This is a genomic window from Frigoriflavimonas asaccharolytica (genome assembly GCF_013294015.1).
Lineage (GTDB): Bacteria > Bacteroidota > Bacteroidia > Flavobacteriales > Weeksellaceae > Frigoriflavimonas > Frigoriflavimonas asaccharolytica.
In genome coordinates this window covers 1-18,589 of the sequence record NZ_JABSNO010000020.1, presented here as the reverse complement: position 1 = coordinate 18,589, position 18,589 = coordinate 1, and the positions used below count along the sequence as shown (strand labels likewise).

Sequence of the window (18,589 nt, the reverse complement as noted above, 5' to 3'; positions counted from 1 at the left end):
TTTTTTTGCATTTGAAAAAAAAAGATTGGGAACGGAAGGCGGAAATTGCTGCCATAAAAAAATATTAAATAAGCTTTCGACGTAGTCAAATTGCTACCCAAATAGATTGCTTTTCCCGATATTTATCGGGATCGCAATTACATTATACGGTTTCTCCCAACAAAGTTCCCTGCGTGTTTCCGTGTACATAAACTTGCACGAAATCTCCTAATTTTTGCCCGGGTTGCATATCAAAAACACACATTGCGTTTTCGGAAATTCTGCCTTTCCATTGGTTTTTGTTCTTTTTAGAAATTCCTTCTATCAAAACTTCGTGGTTTCTTCCAACGTAGCCTTCCATTCTTTTTCGGGACAATTCGCCTTGTAAAGCGATGACTTCTGCTAATCTTCTTTGCTTTTCTTCGGCGGAAATATCGTCTTCAAATTTTTTGTGAGCGGGTGTTCCTGGTCTTTCAGAATAAGAAAACATATAGCCATAATCGAAACCAACTTCGCGCATTAAACTTAAAGTTAATTGATGATCTTCTTCGGTTTCGCCGCAAAATCCGATGATTAGATCTTGGGAAAATGAAATTCCAGGTACGATTTCTTTGGCCCTATTGATTAAATGCAAATATTCTGCTCGTGTATGTTGACGGTTCATTTTTTCTAAAATTACATCGCTTCCACTTTGAACTGGAAGGTGGCAATAGTTGCAAATATTCTTGTATTTCGCCATCATGTGGAAGACGTCTTCCGTCATATCATGCGGATTGGATGTAGAAAAACGGATTCTCAAATTAGGAACTGCAATGGCAACCATTTCTAATAATTGTGAAAAAGAAATTGCGGTAGATTGTTGCATTTCTGAAGCTTTTTTGAAATCTTTTTTTGGACCTCCACCAAACCATAAGTAAGAATCTACATTTTGCCCAAGAAGCATAATTTCTTTGTAGCCGTTTTCTGCTAAATTTTTACATTCTTCGATGATGGAATGTGGATCTCGGCTTCTTTCTCTTCCTCTGGTAAAGGGAACTACGCAAAAAGTACACATATTATCGCAACCTCTTGTAATCGTAACGAAAGAGGTTACGCCATTTCCACCTAAACGAACCGGATTGATGTCTGCATACGTTTCTTCTTTGGATAAAATCACGTTGATGGCATCTCTTCCATCATCGGTTTCTTTTAATAAATTGGGCAAATCTCTGTATGCATCTGGACCAACTACAAGATCTACCAATTGTTCTTCTTCTAGAAATTTGGTTTTCAAGCGTTCTGCCATGCAACCCAAAACTCCTACAGTAAGGCTTGGTTTTTCTTTTTTTAATGTTTTAAATTGAGACAAACGCATTCTCACGGTTTGCTCAGCTTTATCCCGAATTGCACAGGTATTTAATAAAATTAAATCTGCTTCTTCTAGAACTTTTGTAGTGTTGTAACCTTGATCATTTAAGATAGAAGCTACAATTTCTGAATCTGAGAAATTCATTTGACAGCCATAACTTTCCAGAAAAAGTTTTTTGCCATTTTCTGGTCTTTCTGCAAGTGCAATTGCTTCGCCTTGTTTTGTTTCGTCTATATATTTTTCCATTGATTTCTTGCTTTAAGCAAAAAGCTTTAGGCTTAATGCAAATGCAAAGATATAAAAAATGGGACAGAATGGCAGATTAAACTTTATTTCTTCCTGTTCGTAATTATATTTAAATTATAGCTGAAAAGTCAATGGAATTCTAAACCGGTATCTTACAGGAATACCGTTTATAGTTGCAGGCTTCCATTTTTTTCTTATTTTAGAAACAGCAGATAAAATCACGTAATCAAAATCATCTGATCCGGATGATTGCGCAAGTTGTGCATCCACGATGCTTCCATCTCTATCTATAACAAAGGTAATTTCTAATCTAAATGTTCTATCATATGTGAATTTTCTTGTATCTGCTCTCATTGCTACAAGATGTCTAAACTCTTTCATGCCACCAGGAAATTCTGCTAACGTTTGGGTCGGTTCTGCTATATATCCATCTTTCAAAGTGCCATACAATTGATTAGGAATAACCATGAAACTTGCAATGGCAGAGACCTTTTCGTTATCTACAGTTGCAGCATTCCAACCATCCAAATATTTTGCAACTTCTCTGCTCAAATCTTTTGCACATTTGCTTGTAGTTTCGTCATAGTTTTCATTGTCTGCAACAAAGCTAATTTTTCCATCTGCTTTTATAAGTACGTTTAATTCATAATATTCCTCCTTGCTTTCACATGGTTGAATTTTTTGATCGTTTAATATTTTATTAAAATCTTTATAAAATTGTCTTTTCCCGCCTACATAGCTTTCTTGACCATCGGGATAGTGGAATAAAACATCTTGCGCCGCAAATAATGTTGAAGCAAGAAGTAAAGCGGTTGCAAAATATTTTGATATTGTGGAATTCATATAATTATTTGAAAATTAAAATAATTTTTTAATTTTATAATTTATAAAACTTCAATTTGATTTTTCAATAAATCTTCAAATTCATCTCTTTTTCTGATCAGATGTGCTTTACCATCTAGAAATAAAACTTCGGCTGGCTTCAGTCTTGAATTAAAATTAGAACTCATTTCAAAACCATACGCTCCAGCATTGCGGAACACCAAAACATCGCCTTCGCGAACTTCATTCAATTTTCTATCCCACGCAAAAGTATCTGTTTCGCAAATATTACCTACAACGGTGTAAATTCTTTCTGCACCTTTTGGATTGGATAAATTTTCTATTTTGTGGTAAGCATCATAAAACATTGGGCGAATTAGATGGTTAAATCCAGAATTAATCCCCACAAAAGTAGTTGCTGTAGTTGGTTTTATCACATTGGAATTTACCACAAAATGTCCGCTTTCACTTACTAAAAATTTTCCTGGCTCAAACCAAAGTTCCAAATTCTTGCCTTGTTCTTTATTAAAATCTGAAAGTACTTTTTCTACTTTTTTGCCTAATGATTTTACATCTGTTTCCAAATCTCCATCTTGGTAAGGCACTTTGAAACCACTTCCCATATCTAGATATTTTAAATCTGGGAAATGCTCGGAGATTTCAAACAAAATTTCTAAACCTTGCACAAATACATCGGTGTCTTTTATTTCGCTTCCCGTATGCATGTGAAGTCCTTCTACACGTAGATTTGTAGATTTCACCAATCTTTCTATATGCCTTAATTGATGAATAGAAATTCCAAATTTAGAATCTATATGTCCGGTAGAAATTTTGTAGTTTCCGCCGGCAAAAATATGCGGATTGATGCGAACGAAAATAGGATAAGAATCTCCAAATTTGTTTCCAAATTGTTCCAAAATAGAAATATTATCAATATTTACGTGTACATTTAAAGCTACAGCTTCTTCAATTTCTGCAAAATCTACACAGTTTGGTGTAAATAAAATTCTATCTGAAGTAAAACCTGCTTTTATTCCTAATCTTACTTCACTTATGGATACGCAATCCAAAGATGCACCCAATTTCTCGATATATTTTAAAATATTGATGTTAGAAAGTGCTTTGCAAGCATAAAAAAATCTCGTGTTTTGGGTGAAAGAGTCTGTTAGTTTTTTATATTGAATTTTAATAGATTCCGCGTTGTAAACATAGGTTGGAGTGCCAAATTCTGAGGCAATTTTTAGTAAATCTTTATTTGTCATTTTTTAATAATATATTTTTTATAATCAAATTTTCTCAGGTAAAGGTAAAATTTGAAACTCATTTTTCAATAAAGCTAGTTTCAGATCGTTTTCTAAATTTTTAATTTCCACCTCAATTTTTAATTTGGAAATAGCTTTTTCATTTTTTATTTGTGTGTATAGTTCATAAAAACCATAAGAAGTTACCTTTCCATTTTTTAAAATTAGAAAACACTTTTCTCCCAAAGTTCTTCCGCTAGAAAGCCAAAGTTCGTTTCTATTTTCAAGCTTTAAAAATAATTGAAATTCTTCTAAGTTTTGAAATTTTTCTAGAGAATTAATATACTTCACGGCCTTCAAACCTTGTGTGTAGGAATTAAATTTCAACAATGGCTCTTCGTTATTTTTTAATTTTTCTACTCTAAATCTTCCGTTTCTATAGTGCAATCCAAATTTCCATATTTCTTCTTTTTGCAGCCCTTTCGTGGCAAGAATTAGTTTAGAGATTACTGTGCTTCCGGTGAATTCAAAATTAACTTGGCCTATTTCCTCTTGTACATTTTCCCAATCGGAAGATTTTGCACTCAAGATTTTCTTTGCAAATTTATTAATACTGTCTGTAAAATCCATGTGCAGAATTTTACCTTCTCTATTTTGAAAATAAACAATGCCTTTATCATTGGGCAAATCATGGGTAAGTTCTCTTATTTTATTTAAATAAATTTTGGAATGCACATCTTCTTTGTGCATTTGCAATATCTCTGAATTTTGATCTTTTATCAATAATAATTTAAATAAATCCAAAGTTGCTCTTGCATCTCCACTTGCTCTATGCGCATTCGTTAATGGTATTCCAAGAGATTTCACGAGTTTACTTAACGAATAACTTTCTTCGTCTGGAAGCAATTTTTTAGCAAGCGGAATGGTATCAATGGTATCGATTTCAAAATCATAACCCAATGTTTTGAATTCTTGGCGCAGCATTCTGTAATCAAAATCTATATTGTGGCCTACCAACGTTGTTCCTTCTGTAATCTCCACGACTCTTTTTGCCAATTCGTGAAATTTTGGGGCGGTAATTACCATTTTTTCGGAAATGGACGTCAATTTTTGAACATAAGGAGTTATCTTACTTTCCGGGTTTACCAAAGATAAAAACTGATCTGTAATTTTGTGGCCATCATATCGATATATAGCAATTTCTATTATTTTTTCTTTTCTAAAAGGAGCACCGTTTCCTTCTATGTCTATGATTGTGTACAATTATTATTTCTTTAATTAAATTTTTTTTAATTTTTTTTCAAAAATTATCACCTTTTTCCAGTCAACATTCCCAAAACAAATTTTGCTCCTTCTCTTGCCAAAGTGGTCATAAAACTTTTGCCCGCTCTACTTCCTATCACTTCTTGAAAAACATTTGGCTCTGCTTTCGTAGCTTTACTTTTCACAACGGGCGCAGATTCTTTTACGGCTTGTTCCATTCTGCTGGTAAGCATTTCGTAAGCAGAATCTTTGTTTATTGCTTGTTCATATTTGGCAACAAGAGCAGATTTGCTTGTAAGCTCTGCAACCTCTAAATCTGATAAGATATTCATTCTAGATTCTGGTGAAAGTAAATAGGTGTGCACAAGCGGAGTTGGGATTCCTTTTTCGTCCAAAGCTGTGATAAATGCTTCTCCAATTCCTAAATTTTGAATAAGCTGGCCAGAATCATAATATTCAGTAATTGGATAATTTTGAACTGCCTTATTAATTTCCTTTCTATCATTTGCAGTAAAACCACGCAAAGCATGTTGAATTTTCATTCCCAATTGGCTCAATACATTTTCTGGCACATCTCCTGGAACTTGCGTGATAAAATAAATTCCCACTCCTTTTGAACGGATGAGTTTTACCATAGTTTCTATTTGCGCTAATAAAGTTTTTGAAGCTTCATTAAAAATAAGATGCGCTTCATCTATAAACAATACAAATTTTGGTTTTCCAGAATCTCCTTCTTCGGGAAATGTCATGTAAATTTCCGCAAAGAGCGATAGCATAAATGTGGAAAAAAGCTGTGGCTGACTTTGGATATTTTGAACTCGTAGAATATTCACGACGCCTTTTCCATCTCGGGTTTGAAGCAAATCGTGCACATCAAAACTCGGCTCACCAAAAAATCCTGTTGCTCCTTGTTGTTCCAAAGCAACTATTGAACGCAAAATTGCTCCTAAAGAAGCGGAAGAAATTGAGCCATAATTACTTTTTAAATCTGCTTTTCCTTGGTCATTATCTGTTACGTATTGTAATAATTTTTTTAAATCTTCTAGATCAATTAATGGCAATCCTTTATCATCAGAATATTTGAAAACAATAGACATAATGCTACTTTGCGTATCATTCAGATCTAAAATTTTACTTAAAAGCAAAGGTCCAAATTCGGTAACTGTTGCACGAAGTTGTACGCCTTTTTCACCAGAAATAGTCATTAGTTCGACTGGAAATGGTTGTGGTTCATAGGAGAAACCCGTTTTTCCATACCTTTCTTCGATAATTGCATTTTCTGACCCAGCTTCTGCAATACCAGAAAAATCTCCTTTCACGTCTAAAACCAAACTTGGAATTCCGTGATGAGAAAGTTGCTCTGCAAAAACCTGCAAAGTTTTGGTTTTACCTGTTCCTGTTGCACCAGCAATTAATCCGTGTCGGTTGATTGTTTTTAATGGAATAGTTACATCAACTTCGGTTACTATTTCACCATTGAACATTCCCTTTCCTAAGGTAATAAATTCGCCTTTTGGAGTGTATCTGGTGGATAGTTCTTGGATGAATTTTGCTTTATCTGCCATGTGATTTTATTTTCAAGGTATAAAGATAAAAAATATAAAAGAGTAATATTTTATTTGAGCTAAATTTTTGCGTCAAATACTCCCATATAATGATTTATTTATTCTAAAAAAGTTCTAATTTTGCAGATTATGAAAATCGTAATCAATTTTTTATTTTCATTAATTGTATTTGGAGCAAGTTTTCAGAACTCTCTTTTTATGATAGACTATAAAATTAATCAAGATTTTTATGAAATTCATTGTATTAATAAGGCAAAACCTGAGCTCGATTGTCACGGAAAATGTCAGGCGAAGAAGGAAACTGAAAAAACGTCCAACCCATTTAGCCAAGTAAAATATTCTTTTGAATTCAAAATTTTACCTTCTGCACCTTTTAAGTTTTTAGTAGAAAATCAACCCTTGTTGAAAGCAGAAACTTCTAAATTTAAATATCAGGAATTGTTTGTTCCTACAATATTCCTGAAAATACCGGCGATTCCTCCGCAAATATAATTTGAACTTTTTTTTAAAACTTCTTCATTTCTTAATAGAATTGAAGTGGTCTCACCTTCTCTAAAAATGGAGAAAAATTTTCGAAACAAATTATATTTAAAATCAAACAAAATGAAATTTTCCTTAAAATCGATATTTGCCGTTTTGGCAATGGCATTCCTTGTAATCTCTTGTAGAACATCGGATTCCGAAGAAATAATTGTCCCAACTTCTGAAACAGAAGGTTTAGTTCTGATAAAAGAAGTTACCAATAGCACCCATAAAATTGAATTGTATTCACAAACTGGAACAACCAAACAAGGCTATAACGATATTAAAATTCGTATAAAAAACCTTGCAAGCAGTGAATATGAGAAAAATGCAAGCATCACTTGGACGCCATTAATGCACATGACTTCTATGATGCATTCTTGCCCACGTTCAACAATTCAAAAAGTTACAGCAGATGGTTCTCTTTATTCTGGATATATCGTTTTCCAAATGCCAGAAAACACTTCTGAATATTGGGATTTAAAAATTGATTACACCATTGGAACTACTACTTACACAGCAACTACTGGAGTAAGCGTACCTGCTGCAACTAAACAAGTTGTGACATCATTTAAGGGAACAGATAATGTGCAATATGTAGTTGCTTATGTAGATCCAAAAACGCCGAAAGTTGCCATCAATGATATGGTAGTTGGCGTTTGGAAAACGCAAGATTTGATGACTTTTCCAATGGTAGATGGTTATATCGTAAAATTAGACCCAAGAATGCCAGGAATGGGAAATCACAGTTCTCCGAATAATGTAAACCTAACGCAAACTTCTGCAGGAAATTTGTACAACGGAAAACTATCTTTAACGATGACGGGTTACTGGAAGCTTAATCTTCAATTAGCAAAAGCTGATGGTACCATTTTGAAAGGTGAAGAAATCGCAGGTACCGTTACTGAAAGCAGTATGTATTTCGAGATTGAGTTCTAAAATTCAATACACATAAATCAAAACTAATTGATTGCCAGATAGTTTTGATTTTCCTCCAATTTTCAGATGCATTTATTTTTTTAATTAAAATGTAATGCATCTTTCTAATTAATACGCAAAATTATGAAACGATTCTTAATTGCGAATTTCCTTGTATTGCTATTTTCCAATAGTTTTGCACAGGAAAATCCTTCAGATTCTACAAAAACACAACATATTCAAGAAGTAATTGTATTTGGAACTTCCAAAATTTCTACCACGGAAAATAAACCTTTAGGTTCTATAGACGAATATTTGCAAAAATCTGCGAAAGTAGATATGGTAAAACGGGGAGCTTATGCTTGGGAACCTTTAATCAATGGTTTGCCAACGGAAAGAACTTTAGTAACTATGGATGGAATGCGGATTTTTGGAGCATGTACCGATAAAATGGATCCGATTACTTCTTATCTCGAAATTTCTAATTTGTCGGAAGCTAAAATCAGTTCTGGACAAGAAGGTTCTTTGCATGGTAATACGATTGGCGGTTCTATCGATTTGAAAAGAAACAAAATGATGTTTGGTCAGGAAAAATGGAATTTCAACGTAAATACAGGGTATGAAACTACAAATCAGCAAAAGATTTTTGGAATCGGAACCAATTTTAAAACAGAAAAATTCTATACCGATGTGAATTTTATGATGCGAGATGCAGAAAATTATAAAGCCGGCGGAAATGTAGAAATTCCTTATTCTCAATTTTCTAAATTTAATATTTCGGGGATTCCTGGGGTTAAATTGGGAAAAAATAAATTAGTAGAAGCTTCCGTTATTTACGACAAAGCCAATGATGTAGGTTATCCCGCATTACCAATGGATGTTTCTCTTGCAGAAGCATTAATAACGTCTTTGAAATTTCAAATGCTTCCTGAAAGTGATTTCCTGAAAAGTTGGGAAACCAAAATTTACTTCAATACCATCATGCATAGAATGGACGATACCACAAGACCAAACGTAGCAATACACATGGATATGCTTGGTTGGAGCAAAACTTACGGTTATTATTCTCACTTGAAATCGGTTTTAAATAAGCACAATTTTCTATTAAATATCAACGGATTTTTAAATAAATCCCGTGCAGAAATGACGATGTATCCTGTAAATAAATCCGAAAAACTCATGTTTATGTTGACTTGGCCAGATGTAAGAACGCTTGCTCAATCGCTTTATTTGGAAGATCAAATAAAATTTAACCAAAATTCTAGTTTAAAAATATCTGCTTCTGCAACGATGCATCAAAATAAGATAGAAAGCGAATTTGGCTTGAATAGTTTGCAGATTTTTTACCCAGAAATGCCTGCTGAAAAATCCAGAATTTTGAAGAGTTTTGCGGCTAATTATCAGTTGGATAAAAATGCATTTCAAGCAGGATTTGGTTTAGGATATGGAGATCGCGCTCCTTCCGTTTCCGAAGGGTATGGGTTTTATTTATTCAATAGTTTCGAGAAGTATGATTACATCGGAAATCCGAATCTTAAAAATGAATCTTCTATGGAAGCCAATGCTTTCATTAGTATGAAAAAAGAGAAATTTAACGCCAAAATTTCTACTTCTTATTTTCATATTTCAGATTATATCGTGGGGAAAATCATCAATAATCTCGTTCCGATGACGATTGGTGGAAGTGGAGTAAAAAGCTATACAGCATTAGAATATGCCAATTTATTTAATATAAGTTTATCCACAGAATTGCAAGTGATAGAACCTTTGAAATGGACTACACAATTGGTATACACTCGTGGAAAAGACAATAACAATGGCAATTTACCATTTATGAGCCCGTTTAGTTATCAAACCTCATTAAGATACGATAAAAATAAATTTTCTACAGAAATTTCCGCTTTAGGAAACACAGAACATCGGGATTTTGCACCGCAATATGGCGAATCTGAAACACCAGATTACACGATTTTCAATGCTAATTTTGGCTATTTATTTCCTCTTAGTCAAACGAAAATTTTCACAAAAATTGGGGTTGAAAATATTTTCGATCGCAATTTTACCACGTATTCAGATTGGAACAAAATTCCACGAACAGGAAGAAATTTCTTTGTCAACTTCAATTTCAATTGGTAAAATTAAAAGGATTTGTAAATATTAGACCGTAAGAAATAGAAAATTCCAAATATATTGAGTAAATTTGAAAGACAACAAAATAGTATATTATGGAAAGAAAAAAGATATTAAAAAGAATAATAGAAGAGCAAAACAACATTATAGAAAATCTAGAAAATTCTGTAGCACGATATAAAATCGCTTCTAATTTGGAAGAAAACAGTGCTTCAGATCCAGAAGAATTATCTCATCAAGCGGAAGCAAAAGATATGCAACTTCGCTATGAAAATATGTTGAGAATAGAAGAGCAAAATTTAGCATTTGTGGAAACTGAAATGGAAGAAAACCACACTGAAATAGAAAATGGCGCACTCATTTCCACAGAAAAAAATTATTTATTCGTTGGCATTTCCGTTCCAGTTTTTGAATTTGAGGGTAAAAAAGTAGTTTCATTTTCTGATGATGCGCCAATTTTCAAAATAGTGGAAGATAAAAAAATCGGAGATACAATAATGATGGGCGATCAGAAATTAGAAATTAAATCCATCAATTAGTTATTTTAAAAAATGGAAATTGTAGGCTATTTTTTTGCAATAATTATCGGCTTGGTAATGGGATTAATTGGTGGTGGCGGAAGCATTTTGAGTGTTCCCGTATTTGTTTATTTATTTAAAATAGACGCAACTACAGCCACGGCATTTTCCCTATTTGTAGTCGGAGTTACGAGTTCTGTAGGTTCTATAGATTTCATGAAACGCAAAATTGTAGATTATCGAGTATCGCTACTTTTTGGTTTGCCATCTGTTTTAGGAATTTTATTTTCTAGAAGAGTTGTGTTGCCACATTTGCCGCATTTCATTATCAATAGATGGGGAATAGAATTAACAAAAGACATGTTTATTCTATTGTTATTTGCCGTTTTGATGCTGATTTCATCTATAAAAATGATTAAAAAATCTGATAGAGAACGCATCAAAAAATCTGAAAAACCGAATTATACTTTGCTTATTTCCCAAGGTATTTTGGTCGGGATTGTAACAGGATTTGTGGGAGCAGGAGGTGGTTTTTTAATTGTACCAGCATTGGTAATGCTACTTGGAATTTCTATGAAAGAGGCTGTAGCCACATCTTTATTCATTATTTCTTTTAACTCTTTGATAGGTTTTGCATCATCACTTGATAAAATAGTTGTAGACTGGCCATTTTTGTTAATATTTACATCCATTTCGGTAGTTGGAATTTTGGTGGGAGTTCAATTTGCAAAAAAAATAGAAAGCAGAAAACTAAAACCATTATTTGGTTGGATTGTATTAATATTAGGACTTTGGATTGTTATTAATGAAATAATTTTAAAAGGAACTTAAATAAAAATTAACGAATTTTAGAATTTTAAATTGATTCTTATCAGCAGTTAAATGTCTGATTCAAAAATTATTATTCCCGAAATTTGCACACATATAAAGAAAAAATGAAGATAGAACAAATATATACAGGTTGTCTTGCGCAAGGTGCGTATTACATTACTTCGGATGGAGAAGCTGCAATTATAGATCCTTTGAGAGAAATTTCGCCCTATTTAGACAGATTAAATAGAGATTTCGTGAAATTAAAATATATTTTCGAAACACATTTTCATGCAGATTTTGTTTCTGGCCACCTAGATTTGAGCAAAAAATCTGGAGCACCTATTGTTTTTGGACCTTCCGCAAAACCAGACTTTGAAGCAATTATTGCAACAGACGAGCAAATTTTTGAAATAGGGAAAATTAAAATTAAAGTTTTACATACACCTGGTCATACTTTAGAAAGTTCTACTTACCTTTTAATAGATGAAAATGGAAAAGAGACCGCCATTTTTTCCGGAGACACTTTATTTCTTGGCGATGTAGGCAGACCAGATTTAGCTCAAAAAGTAGGACATTTAACACAGGAAGATCTGGCTGGAATTCTGTATGATAGTTTGCAAACCAAAATAATGCCTTTAGCAGATGATATCATCGTGTATCCTGCACATGGAGCTGGCTCTGCTTGTGGAAAAAATATGCAGAAGGAAACTGTAGACACACTAGGGAATCAGAAAAAAACCAATTACGCTTTAAATCAACCAAATAAGGAAGCCTTTGTAGAAGCCGTTTTAGATGGACTTTCTGCACCTCCAAAATATTTCGGGATGAATGTAGCGATGAACAAAGGTGGTTACGAGAGTTTTGAAAACGTGATGAACAAAGGAAATACCGCACTTTCTGCAGATAATTTCGAAACTGCTGCAGAAGAAACTGGCGCCGTAATTTTGGATACCAGAAATGCTGCAGAATTTCAAAAATCTTACATACCAAATGCTATAAACATCGGTTTGAAAGGAGATTTTGCACCTTGGGTTGGAGCAATGATTGCAGATGTGAAACAACCAATTTTATTAATTACAGAAATTGGGGAGGAAGAAGAAGCTATTACAAGATTATCCAGAGTTGGTTTTGATGGTGTGGTTGGATATTTAGATGGAGGTTTTGAAACTTGGAAAAATTCTGGAAAAGAAGAAGATGAAATTAATAGAATCTCTGCAGAAGAATTTAATGAAGAATTTAATGAAAATTCTATAGTAATAGACGTAAGAAAACCAGCTGAATATGAAGCGGAACACGTAGATGAAGCCTACAGCAAACCATTGGACGCTATAGCAGATTGGGCTGGAACTTTAGATGATACAAAACATTTTTACATTCATTGTGCAGGTGGATATAGAAGTATGATTGCGGCAAGTATATTAAATGCTCGTGGAATTAGAAATTTTTCTGAAATAGAAGGTGGTTTCAAAGCGATAGCAGAAACTGGAAAAGTGCCCGTTTCTAATTTCGTTTGCCAGAGCAAAACTTTAAAATAATTTAAGATGAATAATATAATAGAAAATATCACTTTTAACAATGAAAAGCCCAGCGTTTTTCTTCTTAAAAAATCTGATAAGATAAAATATATCGCAATTGCACTTGGTAGAGATGCCGTTTTGAAAAAACATACAGCGCCAGTTCCAACCACATTATTGGTTTTGAAAGGTGAAATAAATTTCATGATTGGAGAAGAAAAAACTCAACTTCGTCAGTTTGATATTTTTGAAATACCTGTAAATGTAGAACATGAAGTAACTGGCGTTTCTAATGAAAACCTTTTTACGCTTACTCAAGAACTATAAAAATGGAAGAACTTTCTTGTGGTACAATATCTTGCCAAACAAATCTGGATAAAAATTACTGGGAAAACCAATGGCAAAACAAAGAAACAGGTTGGGATATTGGCTATTCTTCGCCAGCAATAGAGGCATATCTTTTGCAGTACACCAACAAAGAAGCAAGTGTATTAATTCCAGGTTGTGGCAATGCTTATGAAGTTCAATTCCTTTATGACCAAGGTTTTAGAAACATTACCGTAGTAGATATTGCACCAAATGCAGTGCAAATTTTAAAAAGAAAATACAAAGATTTAGAAGGTGTTTCTATAATTTGTGAAGATTTTTTCAATCATATTGGGAATTATGATTTGGTGGTAGAACAGACTTTTTTTTGTGCACTACCAACATTATTAAGATCGAAGTATGCAGAAAAGATGCACTATTTATTAAAAGAAAATGGTAGAATAATCGGAGTAATGTTCAATAGAAACTTCGAAAAAAAAGGTCCGCCATTTGGTGGAAGTATCGCAGAATATCAGTTTATATTTAAAAAATATTTTGAAATTCTCACCATGGAAGAATGCTACAATAGCATAGAAGCAAGAAAAGGAAGCGAGGTTTTTATTAATCTCAAAAAAATAGAAAAATCATGAAATCATTTATCAATAAATATAAATTAGGAATTGTCGGTATATTTTTCGGCGGAATTTTAGGCTATGCCTATTATCATTTTATTGGATGTTCTACAGGCACTTGCGCAATTACTTCTAAGCCTTTCAATTCAACCGCTTATGGAATGTTAATGGGATATTTAACCTTTTCTATTTTTAAAAAATCTAAAATACAACAAGAAAATGCTTAATTCTATTAAAAAATTCTTTGGTATAAAAACGGTAGATTTTAAAAATCTGGTGAAAAATGGAGCACAAATTATAGATGTGAGAACTGTAGCAGAATATGAAAACGAACACCTTAGAAATTCGAAAAACATACCATTGCAAAATCTGAGAAACAGCTTTCAACAAATTGATAAAACGAAACCAGTAATCACAATTTGTGCGAGTGGAATAAGAAGTGGATCAGCGAAAAGTATATTACAAAATGAAGGCTATGAAGCATATAACGGCGGTAGTTGGTCTGGATTAAAAAATAAATTAGGATGAAAAATATTGTAACAAATTGGAATATAAAGAGATTTATTTATCTATTGGTGGGTATTTTCTTTATTGTTTCAAGTATTATAGATCAGTTTTGGATCGTAACCATTATAGGAATTTATGCAGTTTCTATGGCGGTTTTTGGTTTCGGTTGTGCTGCAGGAAATTGCACGTTAGAACCTAAGAAAAATAAAATAGAAGATTAAAAAACTTAAATTTTCTAATTTAAAAATTAATTAAAATTAAAAATTATGTCACAAAAATTTCAAGAATTAATACAGTCTGAACGTCCAGTTTTGGTAGATTTTTTTGCTACTTGGTGCGGTCCGTGCAAAGTGCAATCTTCAGTTTTGAATTCTGTAAAAGAAAATATCGGAGATAAAGCTAGAATTGTGAAAATTGATATCGATCAATACCCAACAATTGCGTCAGAAAACAATGTTCGCGGTGTTCCAACATTAGCTATTTACAAAAAAGGAGAATTACTTTGGAAAGAAAGCGGTGTGCATGATGTAGATACCTTGACGAAATTGATCAATCAACACGTATAAAAATGAAAAAAGTTCTTCTGCTTCTATTTTTTAGCGTACTACAAATTTTTTCGGCTCAAGAAGAAAATATTTTAAAAGTAATGGCAAATCAACAAATTGCTTGGAATGCAGGCAATTTAGACCAATTTATGCAAGGCTATTGGAACAGCGAGGAAATGATGTTTATTGGGAAAAGTGGACCAAACTATGGTTGGCAAAAAACTTTGGATAATTATAAAAAATCGTATCCTACGAAAGAAAAAATGGGAACACTTTCTTTCACAGATCAAAAAATAAAAATGTTAGGCAAAGATTATGCGCAAGTTTTCGGCAAGTGGCATCTACAAAGAACAGAAGGAGATTTGGGTGGAATTTATACTTTGATCTTCCAAAAATTTAAAAACGGATGGAAGATTATTTCCGATCATACGGAATAGTAGATTATTTGTAACCGATTTAAAATTTATTTAAAATAGAATTCATCTCTATCATCTAAAAATGGAAATTGATTTCTATAATTTTCTAGTTTTTCCAAATTGAATTCTGCTTCTACCAAATTATTATTTTTGATAGAAATTTCTGCACCGTCTGCAAAAAAACAGTGCGAACTCTCTATATAATTAAGATTATTCCCGTCTTTGCCAATTCTATTTAAGCCAAAAACGTAGGCCTGATTTTCTATTGCTCTAGCTTTTAGCAGGCTTTCCCAGGCTACAACTCTACTTTCTGTCCAATTTGCAACAAACAAAACGGCATCATAATCATTATTATTTCTAGAAAAAACAGGAAACCTTAAATCAAAACAAACTTGAAGCAATATTCTAAAACCTTTGTAGTTTACAATTACCCGTTCGTTTCCTGCTGTATAAATTTTATGCTCTCCAGAATAGGAAAACAAATGTTTTTTATTGTAGAAAACAACATTACCACTAGGTTCTACAAAGTACATCCTATTATAAAACCTTCCTTTTTCTTCCACAGAAGCACTACCACAAACTGCGGCACCTTTTTGCTTTGCAAAAGATTTCATCCAAGATAAAGATTCTTCAGTTCTATCCGCAATTTCCTCTGCATCCATACAAAAACCAGTAGAAAACATCTCTGGAAGCACAAACAAATCTGATTCCTCACTCGAAAATGCATCCTCAATAATTTTAAAATTTTCAGATTTACTTTTCCATTTGATGTCTAAATTGATACCTTTTACGATCATAATATTGTTGAGTTTTTATTATTTTAATATTATTATTAAAAAATGTTTACATTGCAGGTTAATTAAAAAAGTAAAATTATGAAAAAATTAGCGATTGTATTAATGATGATGTTCATTTGCTCTACGGCTTCTGCACAAGCTTGGAACGGAAAAGGCGACCAAAAAATTCAAATAGGATTAAATGGATACGGTTATGGAACAGGGATTACTGGAACATACGATTACGGCTTATCAAAAATAATATCTATTGGAGCAGGTGCAAATCTGATTTTTGACGGATATAAAGATGATAACAAAGATAATAATGTATATCTTTTTGGTAGATTAGGATTTCATTTACAAGATCCTCTTGGTTTGCCAGAGAAATGGGATATCTATCCTGGAATAAATTTAGGTGTATTAGGAGATAGCACTGAACTTGGTGGCTACATTGGTGTAAGATATTATTTCACTCCAAAAGTTGGAATCTATTTAGAGGCTGGAAATAATGGAAGCATCGGTGTTTCTTTTAATTTATAAAATTTTTCATCTTCAATTTACTAAGAAAATCCTCAAATTTTTGAGGATTTTTTTTATTTGGCATAGAAATCGTGAATGCGTACCTTTGCATACTTAAATTTTAAAAATATAAATGGAATTAGCATTAAAAATTGGTCAATTCATTTTGAGCATATCAATATTAGTTGTCTTGCATGAATTGGGGCATTTCTTACCCGCAAAATGGTTTAAAACCAAAATAGAAAAGTTTTATCTTTTCTTTGATCCTTACTTTTCCCTTTTCTCTATGAAAAAAATAAACGGGAAATGGGAAACAAAATTCTTTACGATGAACCAACCAGATACAGAAAAAATAATTGTAGATGGAAAGGAAAAAGAAGTTGCTATTAATTTAGAAAATCTTCCAGATAGCGATTGGAGAAAACATACCGAGAGCACCAAATGGGGAATTGGCTGGCTTCCAATGGGAGGCTATGTAAAAATTGCTGGTATGGTAGATGAAAGTATGGATATAGAACAGCTGAAAAAACCCGCAGAACCTTGGGAATTTAGAAGTAAACCAGCATGGCAAAGATTAATTATAATGCTTGGTGGCGTAATTGTGAATTTCTTTTTAGGGTGGCTTATTTTTTCTGGTTTAAGTTATTTTAATGGAGAATCTTACACAGATTTTAGAAAATTTGATCACGGATTGAGCGTAACTGAAGCTTCCAAAAAGATGGGCTTTGAAAGTGGTGATAAAATATTAAAAGTAGACGGAAAACCCGTTACCAGATTAGAAGAATCTTCGTTTGATATCTTGTTAAGTAATAATGTAACTGTTGAAAGAAACGGACAAGAAAAAACTTTCGCCGTAAATGAAGATGGTATACGCGATGTGATAAAACAAAAACAAGCAGGCCTATTTTTAACGCCTAGAATCCCGATGGTTTTGGATTCTGTAGGTACAAGTGCAACGGCAGCTGGTTTGCAGAAAAATGACAAAATAGTAGCCATTGGTGAAAATAAAATTTCATTTTTTGACGAAGCTTCTGGATATCTAGAAAAACTTAAAGGACAAAATATAAATTTAACCATAGAGAGAAACGGGCAACAACAAGTTATAGAAAATGTTCCAATTAATAAAAACGGAAAGATAGGCTTAACTACAGATACCAGTTTTTTCCGAAATATGGGAACTACAGAAAATTATACTTTTCTACAATCCATCCCAAGAGGTTTTGAAAGAACCATTGGATCTTTGACCAAGCAGGTAAAACAATTCAGATTGATTTTTAATTCCAAAATTAAAGGATATGAAAGCGTTGGTGGACCAATTGCTATCGTAAACATGATGCCTGTTGATAAAAGCAAATCTGGCGACTTTAGCATAGATTGGACTAAATTTTGGAGTTTTACAGCAATGTTTTCTGTCTGGTTGGCTTTCTTAAATTTATTGCCGATACCAGGTTTAGATGGCGGTCACGTAGTTTTCACGCTTTGGGAAATGATAACAGGAAAACCTGTACCTCAAAAAGTTTTGGAAAGCGCACAGATGATTGGCGTTGTATTTCTATTGGGATTGATGCTTTTAATCTTCGGAAATGACATTTATAAATTAATAATGAATAAATTTTAAAATTTCTTTCAATTTATTTTGGTGGAAAGATAAAAGTTCCTATATTTGCACACGCAATTAAAAAAGGCAAAAATTCCTCCTTAGCTCAGCTGGTTAGAGCATCTGACTGTTAATCAGAGGGTCCTTGGTTCGAGCCCAAGAGGAGGAGCTACTTTTTGAAACCACTTACAGTAATGTAGGTGGTTTTTTTTTGGAAAACACGTACAAATCTATCTTCAGAACACTAGAAAAATCAAGGTTATACGGGATCAGTCTCAAAACTTGGGGAGAAATTAAAATGAAGTAGTAAATTTGTAGGATGCTAAACGAAACTGAAATCTTGAAATTATTACTCCCAGAGTTTTTAGTAGACCATTTTGATATTGTAAAATTTGAAGAAGTAAATAAGATT

The 18,589-nt window shown here is 32.9% G+C and carries 21 protein-coding genes and 1 tRNA gene; 16 read left to right on the top strand and 6 right to left on the bottom strand.

Annotated elements, in window-relative coordinates; translation table 11 throughout:
* Positions 1 to 142 precede the first annotated feature (142 nt).
* From miaB to HNQ03_RS11955, 5 genes are all read right to left on the bottom strand, one after another.
* Positions 143 to 1,573, bottom strand: coding sequence for a tRNA (N6-isopentenyl adenosine(37)-C2)-methylthiotransferase MiaB (gene miaB / locus HNQ03_RS11975; protein ID WP_173779924.1), 1,431 nt, complete (start codon positions 1,571 to 1,573; stop codon positions 143 to 145).
* A gap of 114 nt (positions 1,574 to 1,687) precedes the next feature.
* On the bottom strand, positions 1,688 to 2,416 hold the full coding sequence (locus HNQ03_RS11970) for an energy transducer TonB (RefSeq protein ID WP_173779923.1): 729 nt from the start codon (positions 2,414 to 2,416) through the stop codon (positions 1,688 to 1,690).
* A 41-nt stretch (positions 2,417 to 2,457) separates the two neighbouring features.
* Positions 2,458 to 3,657 carry a diaminopimelate decarboxylase gene (gene lysA, locus HNQ03_RS11965; RefSeq protein ID WP_173779922.1) on the bottom strand — a complete coding sequence of 400 codons (1,200 nt, stop codon included), beginning with the start codon at positions 3,655 to 3,657 and terminating at the stop codon, positions 2,458 to 2,460.
* A gap of 24 nt (positions 3,658 to 3,681) precedes the next feature.
* Positions 3,682 to 4,899: a 3'-5' exonuclease gene (locus tag HNQ03_RS11960; protein WP_173779921.1), complete on the bottom strand. Its 1,218-nt coding sequence runs from the start codon at positions 4,897 to 4,899 to the stop codon at positions 3,682 to 3,684.
* Between the two features lie 47 nt (positions 4,900 to 4,946).
* Complete coding sequence (locus tag HNQ03_RS11955; RefSeq protein WP_173779920.1) at positions 4,947 to 6,464, bottom strand: helicase HerA-like domain-containing protein; 1,518 nt, start codon at positions 6,462 to 6,464, stop codon at positions 4,947 to 4,949.
* Positions 6,465 to 6,593: 129 nt separating this feature from the next.
* Here HNQ03_RS11955 and HNQ03_RS11950 point away from each other — a divergent pair, with 129 nt between their 5' ends.
* From HNQ03_RS11950 to HNQ03_RS11890, 13 genes are all read left to right on the top strand, one after another.
* Positions 6,594 to 6,956, top strand: coding sequence for a hypothetical protein (locus HNQ03_RS11950; protein WP_173779919.1), 363 nt, complete (start codon positions 6,594 to 6,596; stop codon positions 6,954 to 6,956).
* 111 nt (positions 6,957 to 7,067) lie between these two features.
* On the top strand, positions 7,068 to 7,925 hold the full coding sequence (locus HNQ03_RS11945; protein ID WP_173779918.1) for a hypothetical protein: 858 nt from the start codon (positions 7,068 to 7,070) through the stop codon (positions 7,923 to 7,925).
* A 123-nt stretch (positions 7,926 to 8,048) separates the two neighbouring features.
* Positions 8,049 to 10,040, top strand: coding sequence for a TonB-dependent receptor plug domain-containing protein (locus tag HNQ03_RS11940; protein WP_173779917.1), 1,992 nt, complete (start codon positions 8,049 to 8,051; stop codon positions 10,038 to 10,040).
* 89 nt (positions 10,041 to 10,129) lie between these two features.
* Entirely contained in the window at positions 10,130 to 10,573 is a 444-nt protein-coding gene (locus HNQ03_RS11935; RefSeq protein ID WP_173779916.1) for a hypothetical protein, read from the top strand.
* Between the two features lie 12 nt (positions 10,574 to 10,585).
* Positions 10,586 to 11,383 (top strand): sulfite exporter TauE/SafE family protein, encoded by a 798-nt coding sequence (locus HNQ03_RS11930; RefSeq protein ID WP_173779915.1) that lies wholly within the window; start codon positions 10,586 to 10,588, stop codon positions 11,381 to 11,383.
* Between the two features lie 104 nt (positions 11,384 to 11,487).
* Positions 11,488 to 12,900, top strand: a complete 1,413-nt coding sequence (locus tag HNQ03_RS11925; RefSeq protein ID WP_173779914.1) for an MBL fold metallo-hydrolase — start codon at positions 11,488 to 11,490, stop codon at positions 12,898 to 12,900.
* 6 nt (positions 12,901 to 12,906) lie between these two features.
* Positions 12,907 to 13,206, top strand: a complete 300-nt coding sequence (locus HNQ03_RS11920; RefSeq protein WP_173779913.1) for a cupin domain-containing protein — start codon at positions 12,907 to 12,909, stop codon at positions 13,204 to 13,206.
* A gap of 2 nt (positions 13,207 to 13,208) precedes the next feature.
* A complete protein-coding gene (locus tag HNQ03_RS11915) occupies positions 13,209 to 13,835 on the top strand; it encodes a methyltransferase domain-containing protein (RefSeq protein WP_173779912.1) in 627 nt (208 codons plus the stop codon).
* Positions 13,832 to 14,044 carry a DUF6132 family protein gene (locus HNQ03_RS11910; RefSeq protein WP_173779911.1) on the top strand — a complete coding sequence of 71 codons (213 nt, stop codon included), beginning with the start codon at positions 13,832 to 13,834 and terminating at the stop codon, positions 14,042 to 14,044. The genes HNQ03_RS11915 and HNQ03_RS11910 overlap by 4 nt, the downstream gene beginning before the upstream one ends.
* Positions 14,037 to 14,345 carry a rhodanese-like domain-containing protein gene (locus HNQ03_RS11905; RefSeq protein WP_173779910.1) on the top strand — a complete coding sequence of 103 codons (309 nt, stop codon included), beginning with the start codon at positions 14,037 to 14,039 and terminating at the stop codon, positions 14,343 to 14,345. The genes HNQ03_RS11910 and HNQ03_RS11905 overlap by 8 nt, the downstream gene beginning before the upstream one ends.
* Positions 14,342 to 14,545 carry a hypothetical protein gene (locus HNQ03_RS11900; protein ID WP_173779909.1) on the top strand — a complete coding sequence of 68 codons (204 nt, stop codon included), beginning with the start codon at positions 14,342 to 14,344 and terminating at the stop codon, positions 14,543 to 14,545. The genes HNQ03_RS11905 and HNQ03_RS11900 overlap by 4 nt, the downstream gene beginning before the upstream one ends.
* Positions 14,546 to 14,590: 45 nt before the next feature.
* Positions 14,591 to 14,890 carry a thioredoxin gene (gene trxA, locus HNQ03_RS11895; protein ID WP_173779908.1) on the top strand — a complete coding sequence of 100 codons (300 nt, stop codon included), beginning with the start codon at positions 14,591 to 14,593 and terminating at the stop codon, positions 14,888 to 14,890.
* A gap of 2 nt (positions 14,891 to 14,892) precedes the next feature.
* Complete coding sequence (locus HNQ03_RS11890; protein WP_173779907.1) at positions 14,893 to 15,306, top strand: YybH family protein; 414 nt, start codon at positions 14,893 to 14,895, stop codon at positions 15,304 to 15,306.
* 26 nt (positions 15,307 to 15,332) lie between these two features.
* Here the strand turns inward: HNQ03_RS11890 and HNQ03_RS11885 are convergent, their stop codons facing one another.
* Positions 15,333 to 16,082, bottom strand: coding sequence for a nitrilase-related carbon-nitrogen hydrolase (locus tag HNQ03_RS11885; protein ID WP_173779906.1), 750 nt, complete (start codon positions 16,080 to 16,082; stop codon positions 15,333 to 15,335).
* Positions 16,083 to 16,160: 78 nt separating this feature from the next.
* Between HNQ03_RS11885 and HNQ03_RS11880 the strand changes: the two genes are divergently transcribed.
* The 3 genes from HNQ03_RS11880 to HNQ03_RS11870 all read left to right on the top strand — a co-directional run bounded on the left by HNQ03_RS11880 (position 16,161) and on the right by HNQ03_RS11870 (position 18,346).
* A complete protein-coding gene (locus tag HNQ03_RS11880; RefSeq protein ID WP_173779905.1) occupies positions 16,161 to 16,601 on the top strand; it encodes a DUF6646 family protein in 441 nt (146 codons plus the stop codon).
* Positions 16,602 to 16,713: 112 nt separating this feature from the next.
* A complete protein-coding gene (rseP, locus tag HNQ03_RS11875; protein ID WP_173779904.1) occupies positions 16,714 to 18,198 on the top strand; it encodes an RIP metalloprotease RseP in 1,485 nt (494 codons plus the stop codon).
* 74 nt (positions 18,199 to 18,272) lie between these two features.
* Positions 18,273 to 18,346 (top strand) — tRNA-Asn (locus tag HNQ03_RS11870).
* Positions 18,347 to 18,589 lie beyond the last annotated feature (243 nt).